The organism is Pelagicoccus sp. SDUM812002 (genome assembly GCF_031127835.1).
Lineage (GTDB): Bacteria > Verrucomicrobiota > Verrucomicrobiia > Opitutales > Opitutaceae > Pelagicoccus.
On the sequence record NZ_JARXHX010000004.1, the window covers coordinates 25,093 to 43,761 of the forward strand.

Here is an 18,669-nt window from a genome sequence, read left to right on the forward strand (position 1 = left end):
ATAATGAATACGCTAACGCTACAGAGTCGCAGGATAATGAGAAATTCAACCACGCTTCAGTCGGTGCTGAACCGACAAATTGTCACCTTAAGCCTAGGCAGCTCCTTTGGAGCTGGCTCTTTCGACTGCCGCCAAGAGGCGAGCGTCGGCTCGATATCCCCCACCATCTCTTTCAAACCCTTTGAACGCGTCTACAAGATCCCTTCCCGCGATAGGGAGCTGGCGCTAGAGGCATCATGAGCAAACGCAAGACTCGGAATACATCCCGTACCCCTTCTATTTTAAACCGAATTATCTGGCTGACTTTCGCTTTCACTTTGTTTGTCGGAATGTTTGGCTTGGGGACCGTATACCTGCGTCACGAAGCCGCCGTTCTCGCGAACGAGAACAAGTCTCTCTACACAGATATTTCCGAGCAGAAGCGCCATATCGCCGAACTCGGCGCCGTTATCGCACGCAAGACGACTCGCGACCAACTGAAGGCTTTAAACAATGCCTACGGTCTCGGACTTCGTCTGCCAACCGAACGCCAGATCGTTCATGTCTTGGAAGACCCCACGAAGCGTCTCTACGAAAAGCAGTCGAATTCGATGCTTACCGCAGCGCGCTTCTAACGACAGATGGCAAGCCGCCCCGGTACTAAATTCAGATTTTGGATACTCGCTCTTTTCTTTCTCTTCGGCTACGGAGCGATAGGGTACCGCTTGGTCGAATTGCACGCTTTCAAGAGCACTGAGCTGGTAGATGAGCTTGAGAGCAGCCGTTTTCGCGTTTTGCGAGAGATGCCGCGTCGAGGAGATATTTTCGACATCAACGGAGAGATTCTCGCGACCAGTCACATCTTTCTAGAAGTAGGGGTTGATCGTCATGAAATAAAGAGTACTGACCTTGCTCGCATCCCCGAAATCGCTAAGAATTTAGGCCTTCCTGTTTCTCACGTCCGAGAGGCTTTTGGTGTTTCTGAGGGTCGTCTTCCTGTTGACGTGAAATCGCTCGACCCTCGCTGGAAATTGCTCAAACGCAGAGTTGAGCCGCGGTCCTTTGAAGCTCTAAAGGCACTCGGAATTCGTAGTGTCACTAGCACTAAGAGTTACGAACGCGAGTATCCGCAAGGCGACCTCGCTTCACACGTGATTGGTTTCGTTCGCAAAGATGGACAGGCCGCTATGGGAGTAGAGCGGGAGTTTGACTACTATCTCAGTGGAGAAGAGGGTTGGACAGAAACGGAGATTGGAGTGGGCCGCCGCGAAATGGCCCAGTTCCGCCGCCGCCAAGTGACTTCAACGGATGGTCTCAACGTCGTGCTAACGATCGATTCCTACGTTCAGGACGTCGTGCAGAAAGAGCTGCATCAAATTGTAAACAATTATCATCCCAAAGCGGCGACGATCATCGTTTCCGATCCCTTTACAGGTGAAATTCTGGGTCTAGGAAACTATCCGAGTTTCAATCCAAACGCGTATTCGAAGTCTGATGACGAATCCCGAAAGAACCGGGCTCTTACAGACATCTTAGAGCCCGGCTCTACGTTTAAGATCGTAGCTGCGACTGCGGCATTGGAAGAACGTGTAGTCAATGTGGATACGCAAATTGACTGTGCTCAGTCCATAGCGGTCATGCCGGATGGTTACCGGGTGAAGCTTCCTCGAGACGATCATGCGATGGGCATTTTAACGGTAGGGGAGGTTATCTCCAAGTCCTCGAATCGCGGGGCAGCTCATCTCGGCTTTAGGCTCGGTGGACAGAATTTTTATGAATGGGTAGAGCGGTATGGATTTGGCGAATACAGCGGACTCGATTTAGGAGTCGAATCCCGAGGTATCCTCAATCCGCCTAACAAATGGGATCGCCTGACGCTTTCGCGCATGACGATGGGGCACTCCATCGCGGCCACCCCGATCCAGATCCACATGGCGACTTCGACCTTGGCCAATGGCGGTGTCTTGATGACGCCTCGAGTGGTCGCAGCGATTACCAACTACGAAGGAGAAAAGGTGGTAGAGTTCGGGCCTGTGCCGAAGCGCAAAGTATTTTCGCGCAGCACTGCTCGTACGGTAACGACGCTCCTCGAAGAGGCAGCTTCCGAGCGAGGAACCGCTCGCCGAGCGATGGTGGAAGGCTACCGAGTTGCGGGTAAAACGGGTACGACTCAAAAGATCGTCAACGGACGCTACTCCACTCAGCAGCACGTGGGTTCGTTTACAGGTTTTTTTCCCGCGAACAACCCGCAGGTGGTGATCACGGTTATCGTGGATGGAGGACGCCCCTCCACTGGAGGACTTGGGTACGGGGGCATCGTGGCGGCACCGTCTTTTCGCGAAATTGCCAAGAAGTTGATCCCCCACTATGCGATCAGTCCTGTCCCGAGAGCCTCTGGCTACGCTCACGCAGAAGGCGCTAACTTCAGCTCGGGAGGGAACTGAATTTTCGTGTTAGCTGTGCTTCCGCGAAACAGGTCTTCCGCGGCAGGGTCCAATAGCTCAGTGAGTGTACATCAAACGATGCAAATCAAAGCGAAAAAGTTAAGCAAGTTGCTCGGAGCGGATTTCTCGAAAGTCCTTAAAGGCCAGCCGGATCCAAAAATCGAGCGGCTGGCGATCGACAGCCGCCGGGTTACCCCCGGGTCGCTCTTTTTTGCCCTGCCAGGTCTGCGCTCGGACGGAAACTCATTCGTAGATGAGGCCATTTCTCGAGGAGCGGTGGCAGTTATTTCTTCGCAGCCGCGTCGGTTCAGGAGTGCAAAGGTCGCTTACGTGACCGTCGAGAACCCGAGGCTAATACTCGCTTCTGTCGCTCGTACTTTTTACAAAAAGCCGGACAAAGACCTGAAGCTCGCTGGAGTCACCGGCACCAACGGCAAGACTACGGTTTCCTATTTGGTAAAGCAGATCATGGCGAACCTAGGCCAGCCTTACGCTTGTTTGGGTACTATCGGGTACGACCTTGTTCGTCGCACTGTTCCCTCGTTTCGCACGACGCCCGAGTCGCTTGATCTTTGCGATTTGCTCAGCCAAGCCCGCGATTTTGGATGCAAGGGAGCGGTGATGGAAGTGAGCTCGCACGGTTTGAATCAGCATCGGGTTAGCGGTTTAAGGTTCGAAGTCGCGGCCTTTCTCAACCTGACTCGTGACCACCTCGACTACCACAATGACATGGAGTCTTATTACGCGGTCAAGCGTGGCATGTTTAATGGTGAGAACGGGAAGCTGCCGAAGGTCGCAGTGGTTAATATCGACGACAAATACGGGAAGCGATTGATCCCCGAAATTCCCGATGCTGTGGCGACCATCACTTTTGGCGAATCCGAGGATGCTACGTTTAGGGCGAGTTCGATCGAGCTAAGTGCAGAACAGACGCGTTTCGTTTTAGATTGTCCGGATGGTCAATACGAAGTGAAGACCTCCTTGGTGGGCGACTACAATGTTAGCAACACTTTGGCGGCTTTGGCTATCTGTGGCGGGCTCGGCTTGAACATAAAGAATTGTATAAAGGATTTGGATTCGTTTTCGGGTATACCCGGACGTATGCAAAAGGTGGACGCTGGCCAGTCGGCGAGCGTGTTGGTAGACTACGCCCACACCGAGGACGCTTTGGAGAATGCCTTGAGTATGCTTCGTGGAGTCACGAAAGGGAAGTTGCGGGTCGTGTTCGGCTGCGGCGGGAATCGAGATCGCGGCAAACGTCCTATCATGACGAGGGTGGCAAATACGCTTTCGGACGAAGCGTGGGCGACCTCCGACAATCCGCGCAACGAGAAGATCGAAGACATTTTTGCGGACATGAAAGAAGGGCTCGTCGATCCGACGCGCGTGCATTTCGTCGGCGATCGGCGACGCGCGATCGAGCTCGCCTTGCAAGCGTCGAAGGCGGGCGACTGCCTTCTGATCGCGGGCAAAGGCCATGAGTCTTTTCAAGAGTACGGTGAGACTGTGGTACCCTTTGACGACAGGAAGGTAGCTTTGGATTTGATCCAGAACATGCAGCTAGGAGGTCGAGTCTGAGTGGCTAGCATCGACCCAGTCGCTCTTGCAAATTGGACCTCCGGTGAATGGAAAAGTGGGGTGCCATCGGAGGTCACGGCTATCAGCTTCGATTCGCGCAAGTTGAAGCTCGGCCAACTTTTCGTAGCATTGCGCACGGCCGCCCGCGATGGGCATGACTTCTTAAATGCTGCGAAAGCGGCAGGCGCGGCCGGATCAATTGTAGATCGCTACCGGAAGGAGGTAGATTTGCCTCAACTCGTGGTAGCCGATGTTTCGAAAGCTCTCATCGATGCTGCTCGAGGGTTTCGCTCTACTTGGAAAGCCCAGGTGATCGGCATCACTGGAAGCTGTGGCAAGACGACCTGCAAGGAAGTACTCGCTTGTTTGCTGTCGCAAAGCGAAACGCTCAGTACAGAAGGCAATCTCAATAATTTGATCGGAGTGCCGGTCAGCATCCTTCGCCCAAAGGGAACAGACGCAGAGTACGCGGTTTTGGAAGCAGGTATTTCTGAACCTGGTGAGATGCAGGCACTCGCCCGAGCGATAGCCCCGAATTTGGGAATCATCACGGCGATAGGGGCGGCTCACCTTGAAGATCTCGGGACGGTTGAAAACGTGGCTGTCGAGAAAGGGAAGTTGCTGCAGGGCAAAAAGCTGCAGGGAGCTTTCGTTGGCGAGACGGTAGAGCCTTACCTGCCGCAAATCCGTTGCCCAAGTGCGGTGGTGGTTCGGCGCGATGCAGGGTTGTCGGGGGACTGGTCTTTCGACTTTCGTACGGAAGCTGGCAAAACGCGTTTTCGTCAACGGATTGCCGGTGCTGTACATGAATTTGGATACAGTGGTTCAGGAGCTGGATTAGCTTCGAATGTAGCTCTAGCGGTAGCTGCTGCGTTCTCACTTGGTGTACCCTCAAGGGACATCGCGAATTCGCTTCGGGATTGGAAACCATCCGCAATGCGCAACGAGTGGCGGGAACTGGGCGAGACCTCTATTTTCCTCGATTGCTACAATGCGAACCCGATTTCGATGAAGGATTCATTGGCGACCTTCGTCGCTGAAACACCTGAGGAAAAGCCGCGGCTTTTCCTGCTCGGATGTATGGAAGAGCTCGGTACGGAATCCTCGATCTGGCACGAGAAACTCGGCCGGGATTTTCCTGTTAGAAAACAAGATTTCCTGCTTGTGATTGGGAGCGAAGCCAAGAGCGTGTTGCGAGGTATGAAGGACGTGGGACGCGATACAGGAAATTGCTTTGAAATTGCATCGGTAGGGGAGGCTAAGGATCGCCTTGCTGGTTTCGCGGGCAGCCTGTTTTTGAAGGGCAGTCGCCGTTATCGATTAGAGTCCGCTCTCGAATATTTGAAGGGAGGCGTTTCGTGTTAAGCTATCTAGCACAATACGAAGAATACTTCGGACCGTTCCGTTTGCTGCGTTTCATCACCTTGAGGACGCTTTTCGCGTCGGGAACGTCATTGTTGATTGGATACATGTTGGGCCCTTGGGTCATCGCCAAGCTTCGTTCCTTCAGTTTTCAGCAAAGTTTGCGGGACAAGAGCGAAGTCGGAAAACTGGCAGAGCTGCACGAAGGTAAGAAAAACACCCCGACTATGGGTGGGTTGCTCATCTGTCTTAGTGTGACTTCTAGCTGTCTACTCTGGGCTCAGTGGAATGTTTGGGTGCTTACCGCTCTGCTGGTTTATGTCAGCCTGACGGGCTTGGGCTTCATGGACGATTTTCTGAAGGTCTCGAAGCGAAACAGTAAGGGCGTCAGTTCTCGTTTCAAGCTTATGTGGCAGAGCGTCACCACGATCGTTGCCCTCCTTATCCTAGTCAACAACCCGGAGAGCGCCGCGCTTACTAGGGAGTTGTGGCTACCGTTTTTCAAGGATGCTGTTTGGGTCTCCATGCCACTTTGGTTTCTCTTCATGTTTCTATTCTTCGTACTCGTAGGCTCGAGCAATGCGATAAATTTGACTGATGGAGTCGATGGCTTGGCCATTGGCTGTACGATATCAGTGGCCCTAGTCTACGCGGTGATGGCCTATGCGGCGGGCAATGCAATCATCTCGGATTATTTGCTGATCTCCTTTGTCCCTGGGGTGGGGGAGCTTACAGTTATTTGCGGATCTTTGGTAGGAGCGGGTCTTGCGTTTCTTTGGTTCAACACGCACCCCGCGGAGGTCTTCATGGGAGACACTGGATCGCTTGCTCTCGGCGGCTTGATCGGTATAGTCGCCTTTATGGTGCACCAACCTGTGACTTTGATAATCGTGGGCGGAATTTTCGTCATGGAAGCGATGTCCGTCATTTTACAAGTCGCTTCCTTCAAAATGACCGGGAAGCGAATCTTTCGCATGGCGCCGATTCATCATCATTTCGAATTGAAAGGTTGGGCAGAATCTAAGGTTGTCGTTAGGTTTTGGATACTATCGCTCATTTTTGCGATTGCGGGACTGGGGACCTTGAAACTTAGGTGAGCACACATTCGACACTATTGCCCAAGTGGCTCAGAAAGCGTTTGGATTCGCCTGTCGCGATTCTTGGTCGCGCTTCCAGCGGACAAGCGGCGAGTGCTTTGCTTGAGGGCTTGGGATGCGAATGCCATGTTTTCGACGAGCGAGCCGAAACTGAGTCAATGCGTTCTTTCGGGGTCGAGGCGGCTCGGAAGTTTGGACTTGTTGTCTGCAGTCCAGGTTTCGCGATTGACCACCCATGGTTGCAAGCTGCCCGCGAGGCGGGTTGCGAGATCATCCCGGAACTCGACCTTGGCGCTAGCCTCTGGAGGGGACCGATCGTGGTAATCACCGGCACCAACGGAAAGACCACCCTGACGGAATTTCTCACATCTGCCTTCAGCAGCGCTGGCATCGAAGCCTACGCCTGCGGCAACATTGGGCGACCAATCTCTAGCTTGATCGCAGACGACTTCAATTTGGAAGCGGTTGCCGTTTGCGAGGTGAGCTCGTTTCAGGCGGAACTGACCAAGTATCTGCATGCGGATTCGCTTCTTTGGACGAATTTTGATGAAGACCACCTCGATCGTCATAAGTCATTGCAGGCGTATTTCGAAAGCAAATACACTTTGGTGAAGTTGCAGCGAGGTGATGTCCTCCTATTTGACGATAGCGTGTTATCTTTCGGCAAAGAATTCGGACGCGAGCTGCCTGAAGATGGCCTGGTAGACAACAGTCTGAGTGCGGCCGAGCTCGGTGTGACGGGGACGATTTTTGAAACATTACCCGAGCGAAACACCTACCTGATTGCCCGCGCTCTCTGGTTGAGGATGGGCTTGGATGAGGGCGAGCTCATCGAGGCTGCTAACAATTTTAAGAAGAGCCCGCACCGCATGGAGCTCATCGAGAACCGTAATGGTGTCTCGTATTGGGACGATTCTAAGTCTACCAACTTTCATGCGGTGTACGGAGCGTTGAAACGTTTCGAGAATCCGGTGGTGTGGATCGGCGGTGGTAAAAACAAAGGGGGGGATTTACCACGATTTGTGGCGAAAATCGCCCCAAGAATCCACTCGGCGCACCTCATAGGAGAGACTTCTATTAAATTAGCGCCGGCTTTTGAGGAGCATGGCGTGAGGGTTCGTGTCTACGAAGACTTGGACGATGCAGTGGCGGGTGCTAGCGCCGTCGCAGAATCCGGTACAAATATTTTATTAAGCCCAGGCTTTGCGAGTCTCGACATGTTCGACGGCTATTCACAGCGTGGGGAAGCATTTAGGAGAGCCATCAGCCATTTGTCAGACCTATGAAACTATCAGCGTACAAAACCCTCGAATCGAGCAAGCGCGCCCAGACTTTGAGCCGCATTATTTTGATAGCGGGAGCCCATCTCGTGATCATAGGAGGAACTTACCTCGTAACAAATTTTGGCGATCAGCCTAGTGGGGATTCTGTAGCTCTAGCCGGAGTGGGAACTTGGTCCAGTCAAAGCCCTTCCGCAATCGTCCCTAGTGTCGACGCGTCTTCGAGCACACTTTTCGATTCACGTGCCGGTAACCTCAGCGGCTACAACGCAGGCGATGGCAGGCCGGTGATGCTGGCAAACAATTCGGCTTCTTCGAGCGGACGTTTCGCGCCACGTCGTCCCAGTTCGTCGGGCACTAAAAGTAGTGGTGCTAGCCAGCCTAACCCTTCTGCGACGACCGACCGAGACGACGAATTCCTGCAGCCGCTTAACCAACCTAATGACGACTTGTATCCTTCTTATTCGTCGGTTGCTCCAACATCAGGCTTGTCTCAAACAATCGAATACAAGGTACAGAATGGCGACAGCCTTTGGGGAATAGGCCAGCGTTTCAATGTTGATGTGAAAGACATCACCGCTGTAAATCCGGGCCTAACTGTTAACATCCGCACTGGACAAACGATCAGTATCCCGCGCACGCCGGATTCTTCCTCAACAGCTTACCAGTCCGCCGCGACGAACGCGCCGCCTCAACCCAAGTCAGTCAATGGGTCAATTTATACGGTTAAGTCGGGCGATGTTCTTTCCCGCATCGCATCCCGCCAAGGTTTAACAGTAGCAGAGCTGAAGGCTGCAAATGGATTAAGTAACGACGTGATTCGCGTTGGGCAGGAATTGGTCATACCGACTCGTACAAGCAGCGAGGCACTCGTTTCCAAGCAACATCGAGGTCCGAAGGTCACAGTCGAGGCGGGGGACACGCTCGATAAGTACGCAGCGATCTACGGTGTAAGCGTTGCGGAGTTGATGGAGATTAACGATATCAGCAATCCTCGGTTGATTCGTATCGGACAGACTTTGCTTATTCCGGAAAAAGGCCAATCGCGTATTCGTACACCTGAACCGAGCGTGACGGCTCGCCCTCAAACGACTCGGCCGTCTAATTCGACGTCGACTCGAAGTTTGCCCACCCTAGAGGAATTGCCCCGTGAAAGTTCCGAGCCCTTGCCGACGCTTGACGAGGCTTTTGGCGAAGAGGATTTGGACGATCAGCCATTGATCCAAATCTCAGAATAGCCCTGTAGTATCCTTCCCACTACAGCGGTATGGCGAAGAAGAGTAAGAAGCAATCTCATGTAGGAGCGAGTGGCGTACTGAATCCAGCGCTTGTTGTTTTGGTATGCGCGACCTTGTTGACGGTGCTGGGAATAACCATTCTCTTTAGTGCGAGTCTACACATTAACAAAGGCTCGCCGTACTTCTTTATTGAGAAGCAAGCAATTTGGGTAGGAATTACGCTACTGGTAGCTTTGATATTGATGTTGGTGAATCTTGATTGGATTCGCCGTTTTATTTGGGTGGGCTACCTCCTGGGGATTGGCGTCCTGCTTTTGGTATTTGTACCGGGAATAGGGACGACCATCAACGGCAGTAGGAGTTGGGTTAGAATGGGGCCCATTGGCTTCCAGGTCGCGGAGATAGCCAAGGTGAGTTTCGTATTTTTTGCAGCTCACTATTTCAGTTCAATACGCTCCGAGAATACGACCTTTTTGCGGGGCTTCATCTACCCCGGAATTGGTATGGGAGTTTACATAGCTCTAGTGATTGCCCAGCCCGACCTTGGAACAGCCCTCATTTATGTGATGGTGGCTGTAGGTCTGCTCTATTTGGCGGGAGTTCGTTTGGTATACTTGGTTCCTTCTGTGCTCTTAGGATTCTCAGGCGTGGTAGCCTTGATCTACAATGACGCAGAGCGTTGGAGTCGATTGACTGCTTTCTGGAACATGGAAGCGGAGAAGGCAGGCGATGCTTACCAGGGCTGGCAAGCCTTGCTCGCATTTGGGGCAGGCGGTATCGATGGGGTCGGCTTGGGCAACGGGCGTCAGCAGCAAAGCTTTCTACCCGAAGCGCACAATGACTTTATATTCGCGATCATCGGCGAGGAACTGGGGATGGTCGCAACGCTCGCAGTAGTAACGATCTACGGCGTTCTCTTCATCGCCGGTGTTATGCATATCCGGAACGCTCCCAATACCTACCAATATCTCCTTGCAGCCGGTTGTGTATTGATGATTTCAGTACAATCGATTCTTAACCTAGGAGTCGTTACTGGGGTGTTGCCAACCACTGGACTTCCGCTTCCTTTCATCAGCTACGGAGGTTCAAACTACCTGACCATGGGGGTCTTTGTGGCCATTATTCTAAACACGAGCCTTGCTTGGCGAGGTCCTGTGCTCCAGCAGTCGAAGCGTAAACTTAAGGACATCGAAGGATGAAGCGAGCGATCATAGCGTGTGGCGGCACGGGAGGACACATGTCTCCGGGAATTGCTTTGGCGGAAGAGCTGACTTCTAGGAACTGGAATTGTACGCTACTCATCAGCAACAAACAGGTTGATTCTCGGTTAGTAAAAAAGTATCGGGATTTCGATTACGAGACAGTGGATGGTCGACCGTTTTCCATACGCCCAAACCGGCTAGTCCTTTTCTTGATTAGTCTCGTACGCGGTACGATCAAGTGCACTCGTATGATACATGCCAAAAAGCCAGACGTGGTAATCGGGTTTGGTGGATTTCTTTCTATGCCTGCGATGTTGGCAGGTTTCTTGGCAGGATTGCCAACGGTAATCCACGAGGCGAACAGAGTCGCTGGGCGGGTGACGCGTATCGTTAGTTGGTTTGCTCGACGTATCTACTTGCCAAAGGGTGTATCGGTGCGAACGAAACGCAGCAGCCGTATCCGCTATGTGGGGATGCCAGTGCGCAACGAAATTGTTAGCCAGTCTAAGTCGGCAGCGAAACGAAAACTAGGCTTAGACCCGCGGCTCAATCTTCTAGTCATCATGGGAGGAAGCCAAGGGGCGGAGTCGCTTAACAAGTGGGTCAAGGCTAGCTTGCCAATTCTCGCCCAAAAGGAGGTACAAGTCTTTTGCTTAACAGGTGGTGGTACGGAAGCCGATAGCTCCATGACTTTCAAATCGCCCAAGGGCACGGTGGTCAGATCTTTGTTTCGTCGTTTTTCCGATGATATGGCCACGGTCTTGTCTGCGGCGGATTTGGTCGTGTCCCGTTCAGGTGCAGGCAGTATTGCCGAGATGATGCGTTGCCGAGCTCCAGGGATTTTGATACCGTTTCCATTTTCCGCAGACGACCACCAAGTGGAGAACGCTAAGAACTTTGAATCGCTGGGATGTGGAATTCACATGTCGCAAGACTACATCGGTGATTTGCTCAAGGAAGTCCAAGACGTATTGTTCAACGAATGGTTGATGCAGAAGTTTCGTCACAATCTCGAATTAGCGGATCGGGCCGATGTGAGATCGTTCATGGCTAATGACCTGGAGCGCATCGTCTCTGGAAACGGATTAAGCATGGCCGCTCGGACAGAACAACGATTGCGCACATGATCGACGGGTTGCCAGAGCGTATTCATTGTTTGGGCGCGGGCGGCGCTGGCATGCTACCGTTGGCTATTTATCTAGCGGCGGCGGGGCATCGCGTGAGCGCCGAAGACGACGCTCTTAATGCAGAGAACCGCGCAATACTTGAGGAGTTTGGGATATCGCTGTGTGTATATGAAGAAGAGGGAGAGGGTGCTGTCGTTTATTCCTCAGCTATATCTCCTAACCATTCGGTTCGGGTTCACGCGGAAACGCAGGGCAAACCCTGTTTGCGTCGCGGCGAGTGTTTGGCTTTGGTAGCGAAAGAAAAGAAGCTGGTCGCGATTGCAGGATCGCATGGGAAGACGACGACCTGCGGCATGTTGATTGATATACTCAATCAATTCGGAACAGATTTCTCATATCTCATGGGCGCTCAGTTCGATCGGCTTCCGCCAAGTCGATTTTCGGCTGGGGACTGGCTGGTTGCCGAAATCGATGAGAGTGACGGAACGATCGAAGGTTTTCATCCAGAATTAACGGTGATCCTGAATGTCGATCATGACCATCATGCTCGCTACAGCACGGAGGATGATTACTTTGCCGCATTCTCCCGCTTAATCGCGCGAACCAAGAGAAGCGTATTTTTGCAGTCTTCCTTGAGTGATAAGCTCGGCGATTCCGCGAGTGTTTCTGTATCGACAGTGGGTGAAGGTGGAGCAATTGAATTGTCCCTGAAAACTTCAGGTTCCTCTTGGACGGAATTGAGCTTCTCGGGTGCTACAGAACTGGATACATTGTCCATCAACCGAACCGGTCTCATGAATGCGATGGATGCGTCCTTTGCATTTCTTGCAGCGGAGGCGATGGGAGCGAAAATTGGGGCAGGTCAACTTATTGAGTTCAATCCGGTCAAGCGTCGCCAGCGTTGCTGGTACAACAGCCCGAACGTGCAAGTATTCGAAGACTACGCTCACCATCCGCGCGAAATCGATGCCGTCTTGGATAGCATCGGTGCTTTGAAAGGGTGGCAGACTGTCGTTGTTTTTCAGGCGCATCGTTATTCGCGTACCCGCGAGCTGAAAGCGGAGTTCGCCAACAGTTTATCCGATTGCGAAGAGCTCGTGCTGTTGGATGTGTACCCAGCGAGTGAACAACGGCTCGTAGGTGGAACGGGACAGGACCTTTACCAAGCGTGTCGAAAGTTGAACGACCGAGTTATATTTATCTCGAGTGTGGTTGACCCAGTTTCGACATTGCTGGCCAGAGTGCAACAGGGGCAGGTTCGGATTCTATTTCTCGGAGCAGGGGTAGGTGATCAGCTTGCGAAACGCTTGAGCGAATCCCTCGCGGCGTCGGACACTCGATGGGGACAAGTGAATCGAGCCTTGGCATCGGTCTCCAGCTTTACGACTTCAATTCGCGCAGACGAGCCTATGGCCAACAAAACTACAATGCGGGTGGGAGGCGCGGCGGAGCGGTATTTCGAGCCAGAGTCGCTTGCTCAACTTGTGACCGCTTTGAAGGTTTGTCGAAAAGAAGGGATCGCTATTCGCCCGATAGGACGTGGTTCCAATCTTGTGGTTTCAGATCGCGGTGTATCTGGATTGGTGATACGTCTTAGTCATCCATATTGGAGCCGCTTCGAGCTTTTGGGCGAGGGCCGGGCTCGCCTGGGCGCGGGGATGAGGATCAAAGCTCTTTGCGGTCAAGCGGCGAAGGTGGGTTTAGAGGGCTTCGAATTCTTAGAAGGCATTCCGGGGAGTTTGGGGGGAGTTTTGCGAATGAACGCCGGCGCCATGGGCGGCTGGGTTTTCGATGTCGTGGAGTCGATCCGATATGTGAGCCTGGAGGGCGATATTCTGGAAGCCCGAAAGGGAGATCTAGATTTTGGATACCGATACTGTCGAGAACTCGAAACGGCGATCGCGATCGATGCAATCTTCGTTTCGAAGAAAAGCGACGGGACTCAGGCGGCAATTCGCCGCACGATCGATACCTACCAAAACAAGAGGAAGGAATCGCAGCCACGGGAGCCGAGTGCGGGGTGCATTTTTAAGAATCCAGAGGGAGACTCGGCAGGACGCTTGATCGATGAACTCGGACTGAAGGGAGCTGTCGTCGGAGGAGCTGAAATTAGCTCGGTCCACGGAAACTTTATCATAAACCGAGGGGGCGCGAGCAGCGCGGACGTGATCGAGCTCGTGAAGTTTGCGCGTAAGGTGGCCTCGGAGCGAAAGGGAGTAGACCTGCATCCCGAGGTGTTGTTGTTTGGATCAAGTTGGGAGGAAGCATTGAAATGAAGACGCCGAGAATAGCTGTTTTATTTGGAGGGATTTCAGCCGAGCGAGAGGTGTCGCTTGGTTCTGGGAAGGCTGCTGCTGCGGCCTTAGCTAAACAGTTCGAGGTAGATCTTTTCGATGTGCAGTCCTACTCGGAGTTGCCAGAGGGGCTGGATCCAGCACAGCATGTCGTTTTTTCAACCTTGCACGGTTCTTTTGGCGAAGATGGGGGAGCCCAGAGGCTGATGGACGAGGCTGGCGTCTACTACGCTGGGTGCGATGCTGCGTCCAGCGCTTTGACTTTCGACAAAGTGGCAACCAAGGCGAAGCTCGCTGCGGCGGGTGTGCCGGTTCCTGCGGAAATCGTTTTCGATGCCTCGGAAGTTCCCCTGGCAGATACGATCGTTTCCGTATTTGGCCCTTCGGTGGTGCTGAAGCCAGTGGCGGAAGGTAGCAGCGTCGGATTGCTTTTTGCAGAGGGAGAAGTGGAGATAGCAGATTGCCTTGATAAGTGCAGGACGGGTCGCTGGCTAGTAGAGCCGCGCATTGTTGGCAAGGAAGTGACAGTGGGCATGTTGAATGGCGAGGCCTTAGGGGTGGTAGAGATTCGACCCAAGAGCGGTCGTTTCGATTATGACAGCAAGTATACGAAAGGGATGACTGAATACATCGCCCCGGCAGTAATCAGCCCGGAACTGAGCGAGCGCATCCGGAATCTGGCTACACGTGCTTTCGAAGCCTGCGGTTGCAGGGATTACGCTCGCATTGATTGTATGGTGGATTCTGACGAGAATCCCTACTTTCTGGAGATCAATACCCTCCCTGGACTCAAGGAAACGAGTCTTTTGCCCATGTCAGCGGCGCTTTTTGGATACAATTTCGACGAACTACTGCAAAAGCTTGTAGAACCGGCATTGTTGAGGTATAGAAACGGCAATTCTTCTAGCTAAAATGGCGGCCCGTACTCCCACATCCTCAAGTCGACGTAAGCGTAAAGCAAATACGTGGAAAGACATCGACCAAAGCGTTAAGCCAAAGGCTATGAGCTCGGCCTCGGAACGCCGTGTTTGGATGGGGCGCATCAAGGTGACGGGAGCGGCTCTTCTGTTTGTGTGCGTGTTGGTTGCGGCGCTGCACTTTTTGCCTCGATTGGAGGGCGGACCCGAGGTTTTGACCAAGGCGGGCGAGTCCATGCCGATTCAGGTGATCGATGTAGAGTCGGATGGTAGTTTGGAGCAGGACTATATTTTGCGCCAATTGGACGTGCCCGAAAATGCAAACCTACTGAGCGTGGATCTGGATGCGATGAAAGCGCGTATCGAGCTGATCGGGCAGGTGCGAAGCGCTGTCGTTTCCCGGCATTTCCCGGATGCGCTCGAAGTACGCATCAAGGAAAGGAAGCCGATTGTCCGAATTTTGGCGCAGCGTGCAAATGGAGAGACGCTCAAGCTTTTCGTAGACGAAGAGGGTTACGTATTCGAATCTGAACATATGGACCCAAAGGTTGCTCGGACGTTACCGTTCTTGGACGGAGTAACTCTTTCCAAGGAAGAATTTGGCTATTCTAGAATTGAAGGTATCCGGCCGCTGGCGGAGCTGCTATCCGAAGCTCAAACGGTCGCTCCCCACATTTACAACGCTTGGCGGATCGTTTCTTTGGAGCGTCACGATCGTTTGATTACCAAAGGCCGTGCCGCGAAGGAGGTCGTCTTCGATCGCTATGCGGACTTTCGAAATCAACTAGGGCGTTTGGATTACATCTTAGACGATTGTAGAAGTAAGCGAAGAGGCGAAATCGCAAGCGTAGATTTGACCCTGGAAGATCAGGTGCCAGTAAGATTCCTATAGGCTCGCAGTATCGGGTTGAAATAATTCGAGAAACCGTCAGCCGTACGGTCAAAGCAAGGTGTACAAGACGAAAGTAATCGCAGGAGTTGATATTGGGACGAGCAAAGTGACGGTGCTTCTTGGAGAGATCCATGAAGGACGGAAACTCAATGTTATCGGCCTTGGTCAGTCGTCTTCAAAAGGCCTTCTTAAAGGGGAAATCGTTGATTACCACTTAGCTAGCGATTGCGTGCACGCTGCGATCTTGGCGGCGGAGAGCCAGGCTGGGGTTTCTATCGACGGAGTATACCTAGCTCAAACGGGCGGGCATATCGAAGGATTCCCTAGCGAAGCGTCCGTCAATATCACTGATCCGGACGGCCGCGTTCAATCAGAGGATGTGGAACAGGCTTGTTCATTAGCCCAAGGTCGAGAGCTGCCGGAAAACCGTACTACTATCCATCACTTACGGCGTCCTTACCGGCTCGATGGTCGAAGTGTCGAGTCACCTGTAGGCATGGAAGGGGAGCGACTGGAAGTCGGTTACTGGACCATGCATGGTGATTCCCGCAAGATCGGGGACGCGATTCACATCATAAACGGCTTCAACCTTCACGTGGACGATATCGTGCTGGCTGGTTTGGCGAGTAGTGCGGCGGTAGCAACTACTGACCAAAAAAAGAGCGGAGCCTTGGTCATCGACATCGGAAGGGGAACCACCGACTACGCTCTTTTTCTTGATGGGCGTTGTATAAAAGCTGGCTGCCTTCCCATCGGAGGCGACCATATTTCCAACGACTTAAGCATTGGCCTACGTATGCGGCTGAAACAGGCGGAAAGTCTGAAGCTGAGATATGGTTCCGCGATCGTAGAGCATAAGGATAAGACCGAGAAGGTTTGGCTGAATAACGACTTTGAAATTGGAGACCGCCCCATTCCGCTCTGGAGCATCGAGAAAATAATCGAACTACGTGTGAGTGAGATTTTCGAGGTGGTCCGTAAGAAGCTCGGCGCCCAGTATTTGCCGGAAAGGATTTCATCTGGGGTAATCCTATCGGGTGGTACCAGTAATTTGGCGAACATCGACCAGTGCGCGGAAAACGTATTTGGAATTCAAGCACACGTCGGAAACAATGCAGCGATGGCCTCAGGTGAACTGAAAGATTCGCAGTACAGCACAGCACTAGGTCTTTTACACTACGGTCTGCAATATCAGAGCGAAAAAAGCTACGCCAAGCATAGGCAGAGCAGCATTTTTGGCCGACTAAAGAGCCTGTTTCAAAAAGTATAGGCACGCAATTTCGACCCATTAACGATGAGCGATCTCACAAACGACGAGCCAAACGAATCCTCCGAAATCCGAATGAAAGTGATTGGAGTAGGGGGTGCTGGATCAAACATCGTCGATCGCTTGATGCTTTCTCAAGTGTCTGGAGTAGAGTTGGTTGCGATAAACACAGATCAACAGGCACTTGCGGATTCACCCATTGTCAATAAGCTCTGTATCGGGAAATCTGTGACAGGTGGATTGGGAACGGGTGGAGATGTAGAAGTCGGCCGAGAGGCGGCGTTGAAGCATCTGGATGCGATCGATGCTTTGGTGGAAGATGTCGATCTCCTTTTCATCACGGCCGGCCTAGGTGGCGGAACTGGTACGGGAGCGGCTCCCGTTATCGCGGAGCAAGCTCTGAGAAGCGGCGCTATCGTGATCGCTTTTGTTGCACTACCTTTTACGATCGAGCGATCAGCTAGGGGAAATGTGGCTCAGGAAGGGCTCAAACGATTGCGCGACACTTGCAACGCAGTGGTGCCTCTGCCCAACGACTTATTGATCCAAGAATCAGATCCAGATGCTTCGCTTCTCGATGCCTTTGCCAAGGCAGATGCTTGGATCGAGAAGGCGATTCGCTCGATCTGGTGCATGATGAACAAGACGGGCATGATCAATGTGGACTTCGCTCAACTCCGCCAGATGTTAGCGAAGAAGGCAGGTAAAACGCTATTTGGTCTGGGGGCTGGCGACGGAGAGAACGCTGCGGTGGAGGCGGTGGCGGACTTGAAGCTTTGTCCTTTGTTGCATACTCCGGAGTTTTCCAAGAAAGCGGACCAGTTGCTCGTCAACATCGTCGGCGGCACTCGTATCGGCATCGCCGATACGCAGATGATTATGGAAGCGGTATCGGAGGAATTCGGAGCTGATGCCAATATCACGATGGGTGCGGTTGTCGACGAAGACTTGGGCGACTCGGTTGAGATCTGTATTCTCGGAACCAGCGAGGTTAGCAGCATTCCGTTCACCAAGATAGTAAAGCCGCGGATTCAGAATTCGCGAGAGGCGAAGGAAGCTCCTCAGGTTGAAAAGACGGAAACCGCTCCGCGAGCGAGTTCGCCGCCTGATCGTCCCGTAACCCACAAGAGCAGTAAGGCTGCGTCGCAGGAGGAGTTTTCCTTTTCCGAGGGTGATCCGAAAGGGGAGTTCGAAAACTCAGATGGAACGTTATTCGAAGGGCAAGACCTCGACTCCCCGACCTATCTGCGCCGTGGCGTTAAGATCGTGCTGTAAAATACCGCCCGCGAGAATCTATAATGGAGTTTGGGCGTTCCCGAGCGAAATTGGGTTAGAAACTCAACGAGGAGCCGACGATGTAGCGTCCATTCCAGTTGTCGGAGGTTCCTTGACGAGAGCTATCGTAGAGAAGGTAGTAGTTGATATTGTGGGCGCCGAGCTTGGAACCGAGCATGACCGGGTAGAAGCGATTCTTAGTGATTTTGCCTTTGTCCGCTTCGTAGAAAATTTCGTCACCTATGGTAAACGAGGTGAAGGGGCCCGTGTCTATCTTCCACGTCGCTTTAGACGAATGGCGGACGCGATGAAAAATCTCACTACCTTTTCCTTCTTTCCACCGGAGTTCCCAGCGGTTTCGCATGCTGATAGAAGGTCCATTTTCGCCTAACGTGAACTTGGCTGGATTGAGTTCTAGATCGAATCTATAGGTGTTGTTCCAATCGTCTCCTTGCTTGCTGAATTCGACTACGGGATGCGTTCCGAGCGACCAATTCTGTCCAATGTTTGTGTTGAACTTTTGAGAAACTCTGAAGTATCCGATCTCTTCAAAATCAGGTAGACGAATTTCGAAGTGAGTCTTGGTTTTGGTGTTGTCTCCAACATTCTTGGACGAGCTATTCACCGTGAACCATAGGTCTGTTCCCTCGCTAGAGTACGCGATTGGAAGAAGGCAAATGCATGCGATTGTGATGAGTACATTTTTCATGCCGTTCG

General features: G+C 52.5%; 16 protein-coding genes. 15 read left to right on the forward strand and 1 reads right to left on the reverse strand.

Annotation, left to right across the window (positions count from 1 at the left end; genetic code table 11):
• The first annotated feature begins 36 nt into the window (after positions 1 to 36).
• The 15 genes from QEH53_RS07655 (at position 37) to QEH53_RS07725 (ending at position 17,952) form a co-directional block, all read left to right on the forward strand.
• Positions 37 to 240, forward strand: a complete 204-nt coding sequence (locus QEH53_RS07655; RefSeq protein ID WP_309022574.1) for a hypothetical protein — start codon at positions 37 to 39, stop codon at positions 238 to 240.
• Positions 237 to 614 carry a hypothetical protein gene (locus QEH53_RS07660; protein ID WP_309022575.1) on the forward strand — a complete coding sequence of 126 codons (378 nt, stop codon included), beginning with the start codon at positions 237 to 239 and terminating at the stop codon, positions 612 to 614. The genes QEH53_RS07655 and QEH53_RS07660 overlap by 4 nt, the downstream gene beginning before the upstream one ends.
• Before the next feature lie 6 nt (positions 615 to 620).
• Entirely contained in the window at positions 621 to 2,423 is a 1,803-nt protein-coding gene (locus tag QEH53_RS07665; protein WP_309022576.1) for a penicillin-binding protein 2, read from the forward strand.
• A gap of 78 nt (positions 2,424 to 2,501) precedes the next feature.
• Positions 2,502 to 4,001, forward strand: coding sequence for a UDP-N-acetylmuramoyl-L-alanyl-D-glutamate--2,6-diaminopimelate ligase (locus QEH53_RS07670; protein ID WP_309022577.1), 1,500 nt, complete (start codon positions 2,502 to 2,504; stop codon positions 3,999 to 4,001).
• On the forward strand, positions 4,002 to 5,366 hold the full coding sequence (murF, locus tag QEH53_RS07675; protein ID WP_309022578.1) for a UDP-N-acetylmuramoyl-tripeptide--D-alanyl-D-alanine ligase: 1,365 nt from the start codon (positions 4,002 to 4,004) through the stop codon (positions 5,364 to 5,366). It begins immediately after the preceding gene.
• Complete coding sequence (gene mraY / locus QEH53_RS07680) at positions 5,360 to 6,460, forward strand: phospho-N-acetylmuramoyl-pentapeptide-transferase (RefSeq protein WP_309022579.1); 1,101 nt, start codon at positions 5,360 to 5,362, stop codon at positions 6,458 to 6,460. The genes murF and mraY overlap by 7 nt, the downstream gene beginning before the upstream one ends.
• Entirely contained in the window at positions 6,457 to 7,746 is a 1,290-nt protein-coding gene (gene murD, locus QEH53_RS07685) for a UDP-N-acetylmuramoyl-L-alanine--D-glutamate ligase (RefSeq protein ID WP_309022580.1), read from the forward strand. The genes mraY and murD overlap by 4 nt, the downstream gene beginning before the upstream one ends.
• Positions 7,743 to 8,978, forward strand: a complete 1,236-nt coding sequence (locus QEH53_RS07690; RefSeq protein WP_309022581.1) for a LysM peptidoglycan-binding domain-containing protein — start codon at positions 7,743 to 7,745, stop codon at positions 8,976 to 8,978. Before murD ends, QEH53_RS07690 begins: the two co-directional genes overlap by 4 nt.
• A 29-nt stretch (positions 8,979 to 9,007) precedes the next feature.
• A complete protein-coding gene (locus QEH53_RS07695; RefSeq protein WP_309022582.1) occupies positions 9,008 to 10,177 on the forward strand; it encodes a putative peptidoglycan glycosyltransferase FtsW in 1,170 nt (389 codons plus the stop codon).
• Positions 10,174 to 11,307, forward strand: coding sequence for a UDP-N-acetylglucosamine--N-acetylmuramyl-(pentapeptide) pyrophosphoryl-undecaprenol N-acetylglucosamine transferase (locus tag QEH53_RS07700; RefSeq protein ID WP_309022583.1), 1,134 nt, complete (start codon positions 10,174 to 10,176; stop codon positions 11,305 to 11,307). Before QEH53_RS07695 ends, QEH53_RS07700 begins: the two co-directional genes overlap by 4 nt.
• Positions 11,304 to 13,583, forward strand: coding sequence for a UDP-N-acetylmuramate dehydrogenase (murB, locus tag QEH53_RS07705; protein ID WP_309022584.1), 2,280 nt, complete (start codon positions 11,304 to 11,306; stop codon positions 13,581 to 13,583). Before QEH53_RS07700 ends, murB begins: the two co-directional genes overlap by 4 nt.
• Positions 13,580 to 14,512 (forward strand): D-alanine--D-alanine ligase, encoded by a 933-nt coding sequence (locus QEH53_RS07710; RefSeq protein ID WP_309022585.1) that lies wholly within the window; start codon positions 13,580 to 13,582, stop codon positions 14,510 to 14,512. The genes murB and QEH53_RS07710 overlap by 4 nt, the downstream gene beginning before the upstream one ends.
• Position 14,513: 1 nt before the next feature.
• The gene (locus QEH53_RS07715) at positions 14,514 to 15,410 is read left to right on the forward strand and encodes an FtsQ-type POTRA domain-containing protein (protein ID WP_309022586.1); all 897 of its coding nucleotides are present in this window, start codon (positions 14,514 to 14,516) and stop codon (positions 15,408 to 15,410) included.
• Between the two features lie 58 nt (positions 15,411 to 15,468).
• Positions 15,469 to 16,680, forward strand: coding sequence for a cell division protein FtsA (ftsA, locus tag QEH53_RS07720; RefSeq protein WP_309022587.1), 1,212 nt, complete (start codon positions 15,469 to 15,471; stop codon positions 16,678 to 16,680).
• A 24-nt stretch (positions 16,681 to 16,704) separates the two neighbouring features.
• On the forward strand, positions 16,705 to 17,952 hold the full coding sequence (locus tag QEH53_RS07725; RefSeq protein WP_309022588.1) for a cell division protein FtsZ: 1,248 nt from the start codon (positions 16,705 to 16,707) through the stop codon (positions 17,950 to 17,952).
• 55 nt (positions 17,953 to 18,007) lie between these two features.
• Here QEH53_RS07725 and QEH53_RS07730 read toward each other — a convergent pair whose 3' ends face one another.
• Positions 18,008 to 18,661 carry a DUF2490 domain-containing protein gene (locus tag QEH53_RS07730; protein ID WP_309022589.1) on the reverse strand — a complete coding sequence of 218 codons (654 nt, stop codon included), beginning with the start codon at positions 18,659 to 18,661 and terminating at the stop codon, positions 18,008 to 18,010.
• Between the last annotated feature and the right edge of the window lie 8 nt (positions 18,662 to 18,669).

What these genes read in the sequence shown, in the direction of transcription:
- QEH53_RS07655 (WP_309022574.1), top strand. Translation starts at nt 37, where the DNA reads ATGAGAAATTCAACCACGCTTCAGTCGGTGCTGAACCGACAAATTGTC.
- QEH53_RS07660 (WP_309022575.1), top strand. Translation starts at nt 237, where the DNA reads ATGAGCAAACGCAAGACTCGGAATACATCCCGTACCCCTTCTATTTTA.
- QEH53_RS07665 (WP_309022576.1), top strand. Translation starts at nt 621, where the DNA reads ATGGCAAGCCGCCCCGGTACTAAATTCAGATTTTGGATACTCGCTCTT.
- QEH53_RS07670 (WP_309022577.1), top strand. Translation starts at nt 2,502, where the DNA reads ATGCAAATCAAAGCGAAAAAGTTAAGCAAGTTGCTCGGAGCGGATTTC.
- QEH53_RS07690 (WP_309022581.1), top strand. Translation starts at nt 7,743, where the DNA reads ATGAAACTATCAGCGTACAAAACCCTCGAATCGAGCAAGCGCGCCCAG.
- QEH53_RS07695 (WP_309022582.1), top strand. Translation starts at nt 9,008, where the DNA reads ATGGCGAAGAAGAGTAAGAAGCAATCTCATGTAGGAGCGAGTGGCGTA.
- QEH53_RS07700 (WP_309022583.1), top strand. Translation starts at nt 10,174, where the DNA reads ATGAAGCGAGCGATCATAGCGTGTGGCGGCACGGGAGGACACATGTCT.
- murB (WP_309022584.1), top strand. Translation starts at nt 11,304, where the DNA reads ATGATCGACGGGTTGCCAGAGCGTATTCATTGTTTGGGCGCGGGCGGC.
- QEH53_RS07710 (WP_309022585.1), top strand. Translation starts at nt 13,580, where the DNA reads ATGAAGACGCCGAGAATAGCTGTTTTATTTGGAGGGATTTCAGCCGAG.
- QEH53_RS07715 (WP_309022586.1), top strand. Translation starts at nt 14,514, where the DNA reads ATGGCGGCCCGTACTCCCACATCCTCAAGTCGACGTAAGCGTAAAGCA.
- QEH53_RS07725 (WP_309022588.1), top strand. Translation starts at nt 16,705, where the DNA reads ATGAGCGATCTCACAAACGACGAGCCAAACGAATCCTCCGAAATCCGA.
- QEH53_RS07730 (WP_309022589.1), bottom strand. Translation starts at nt 18,661, where the DNA reads ATGAAAAATGTACTCATCACAATCGCATGCATTTGCCTTCTTCCAATC.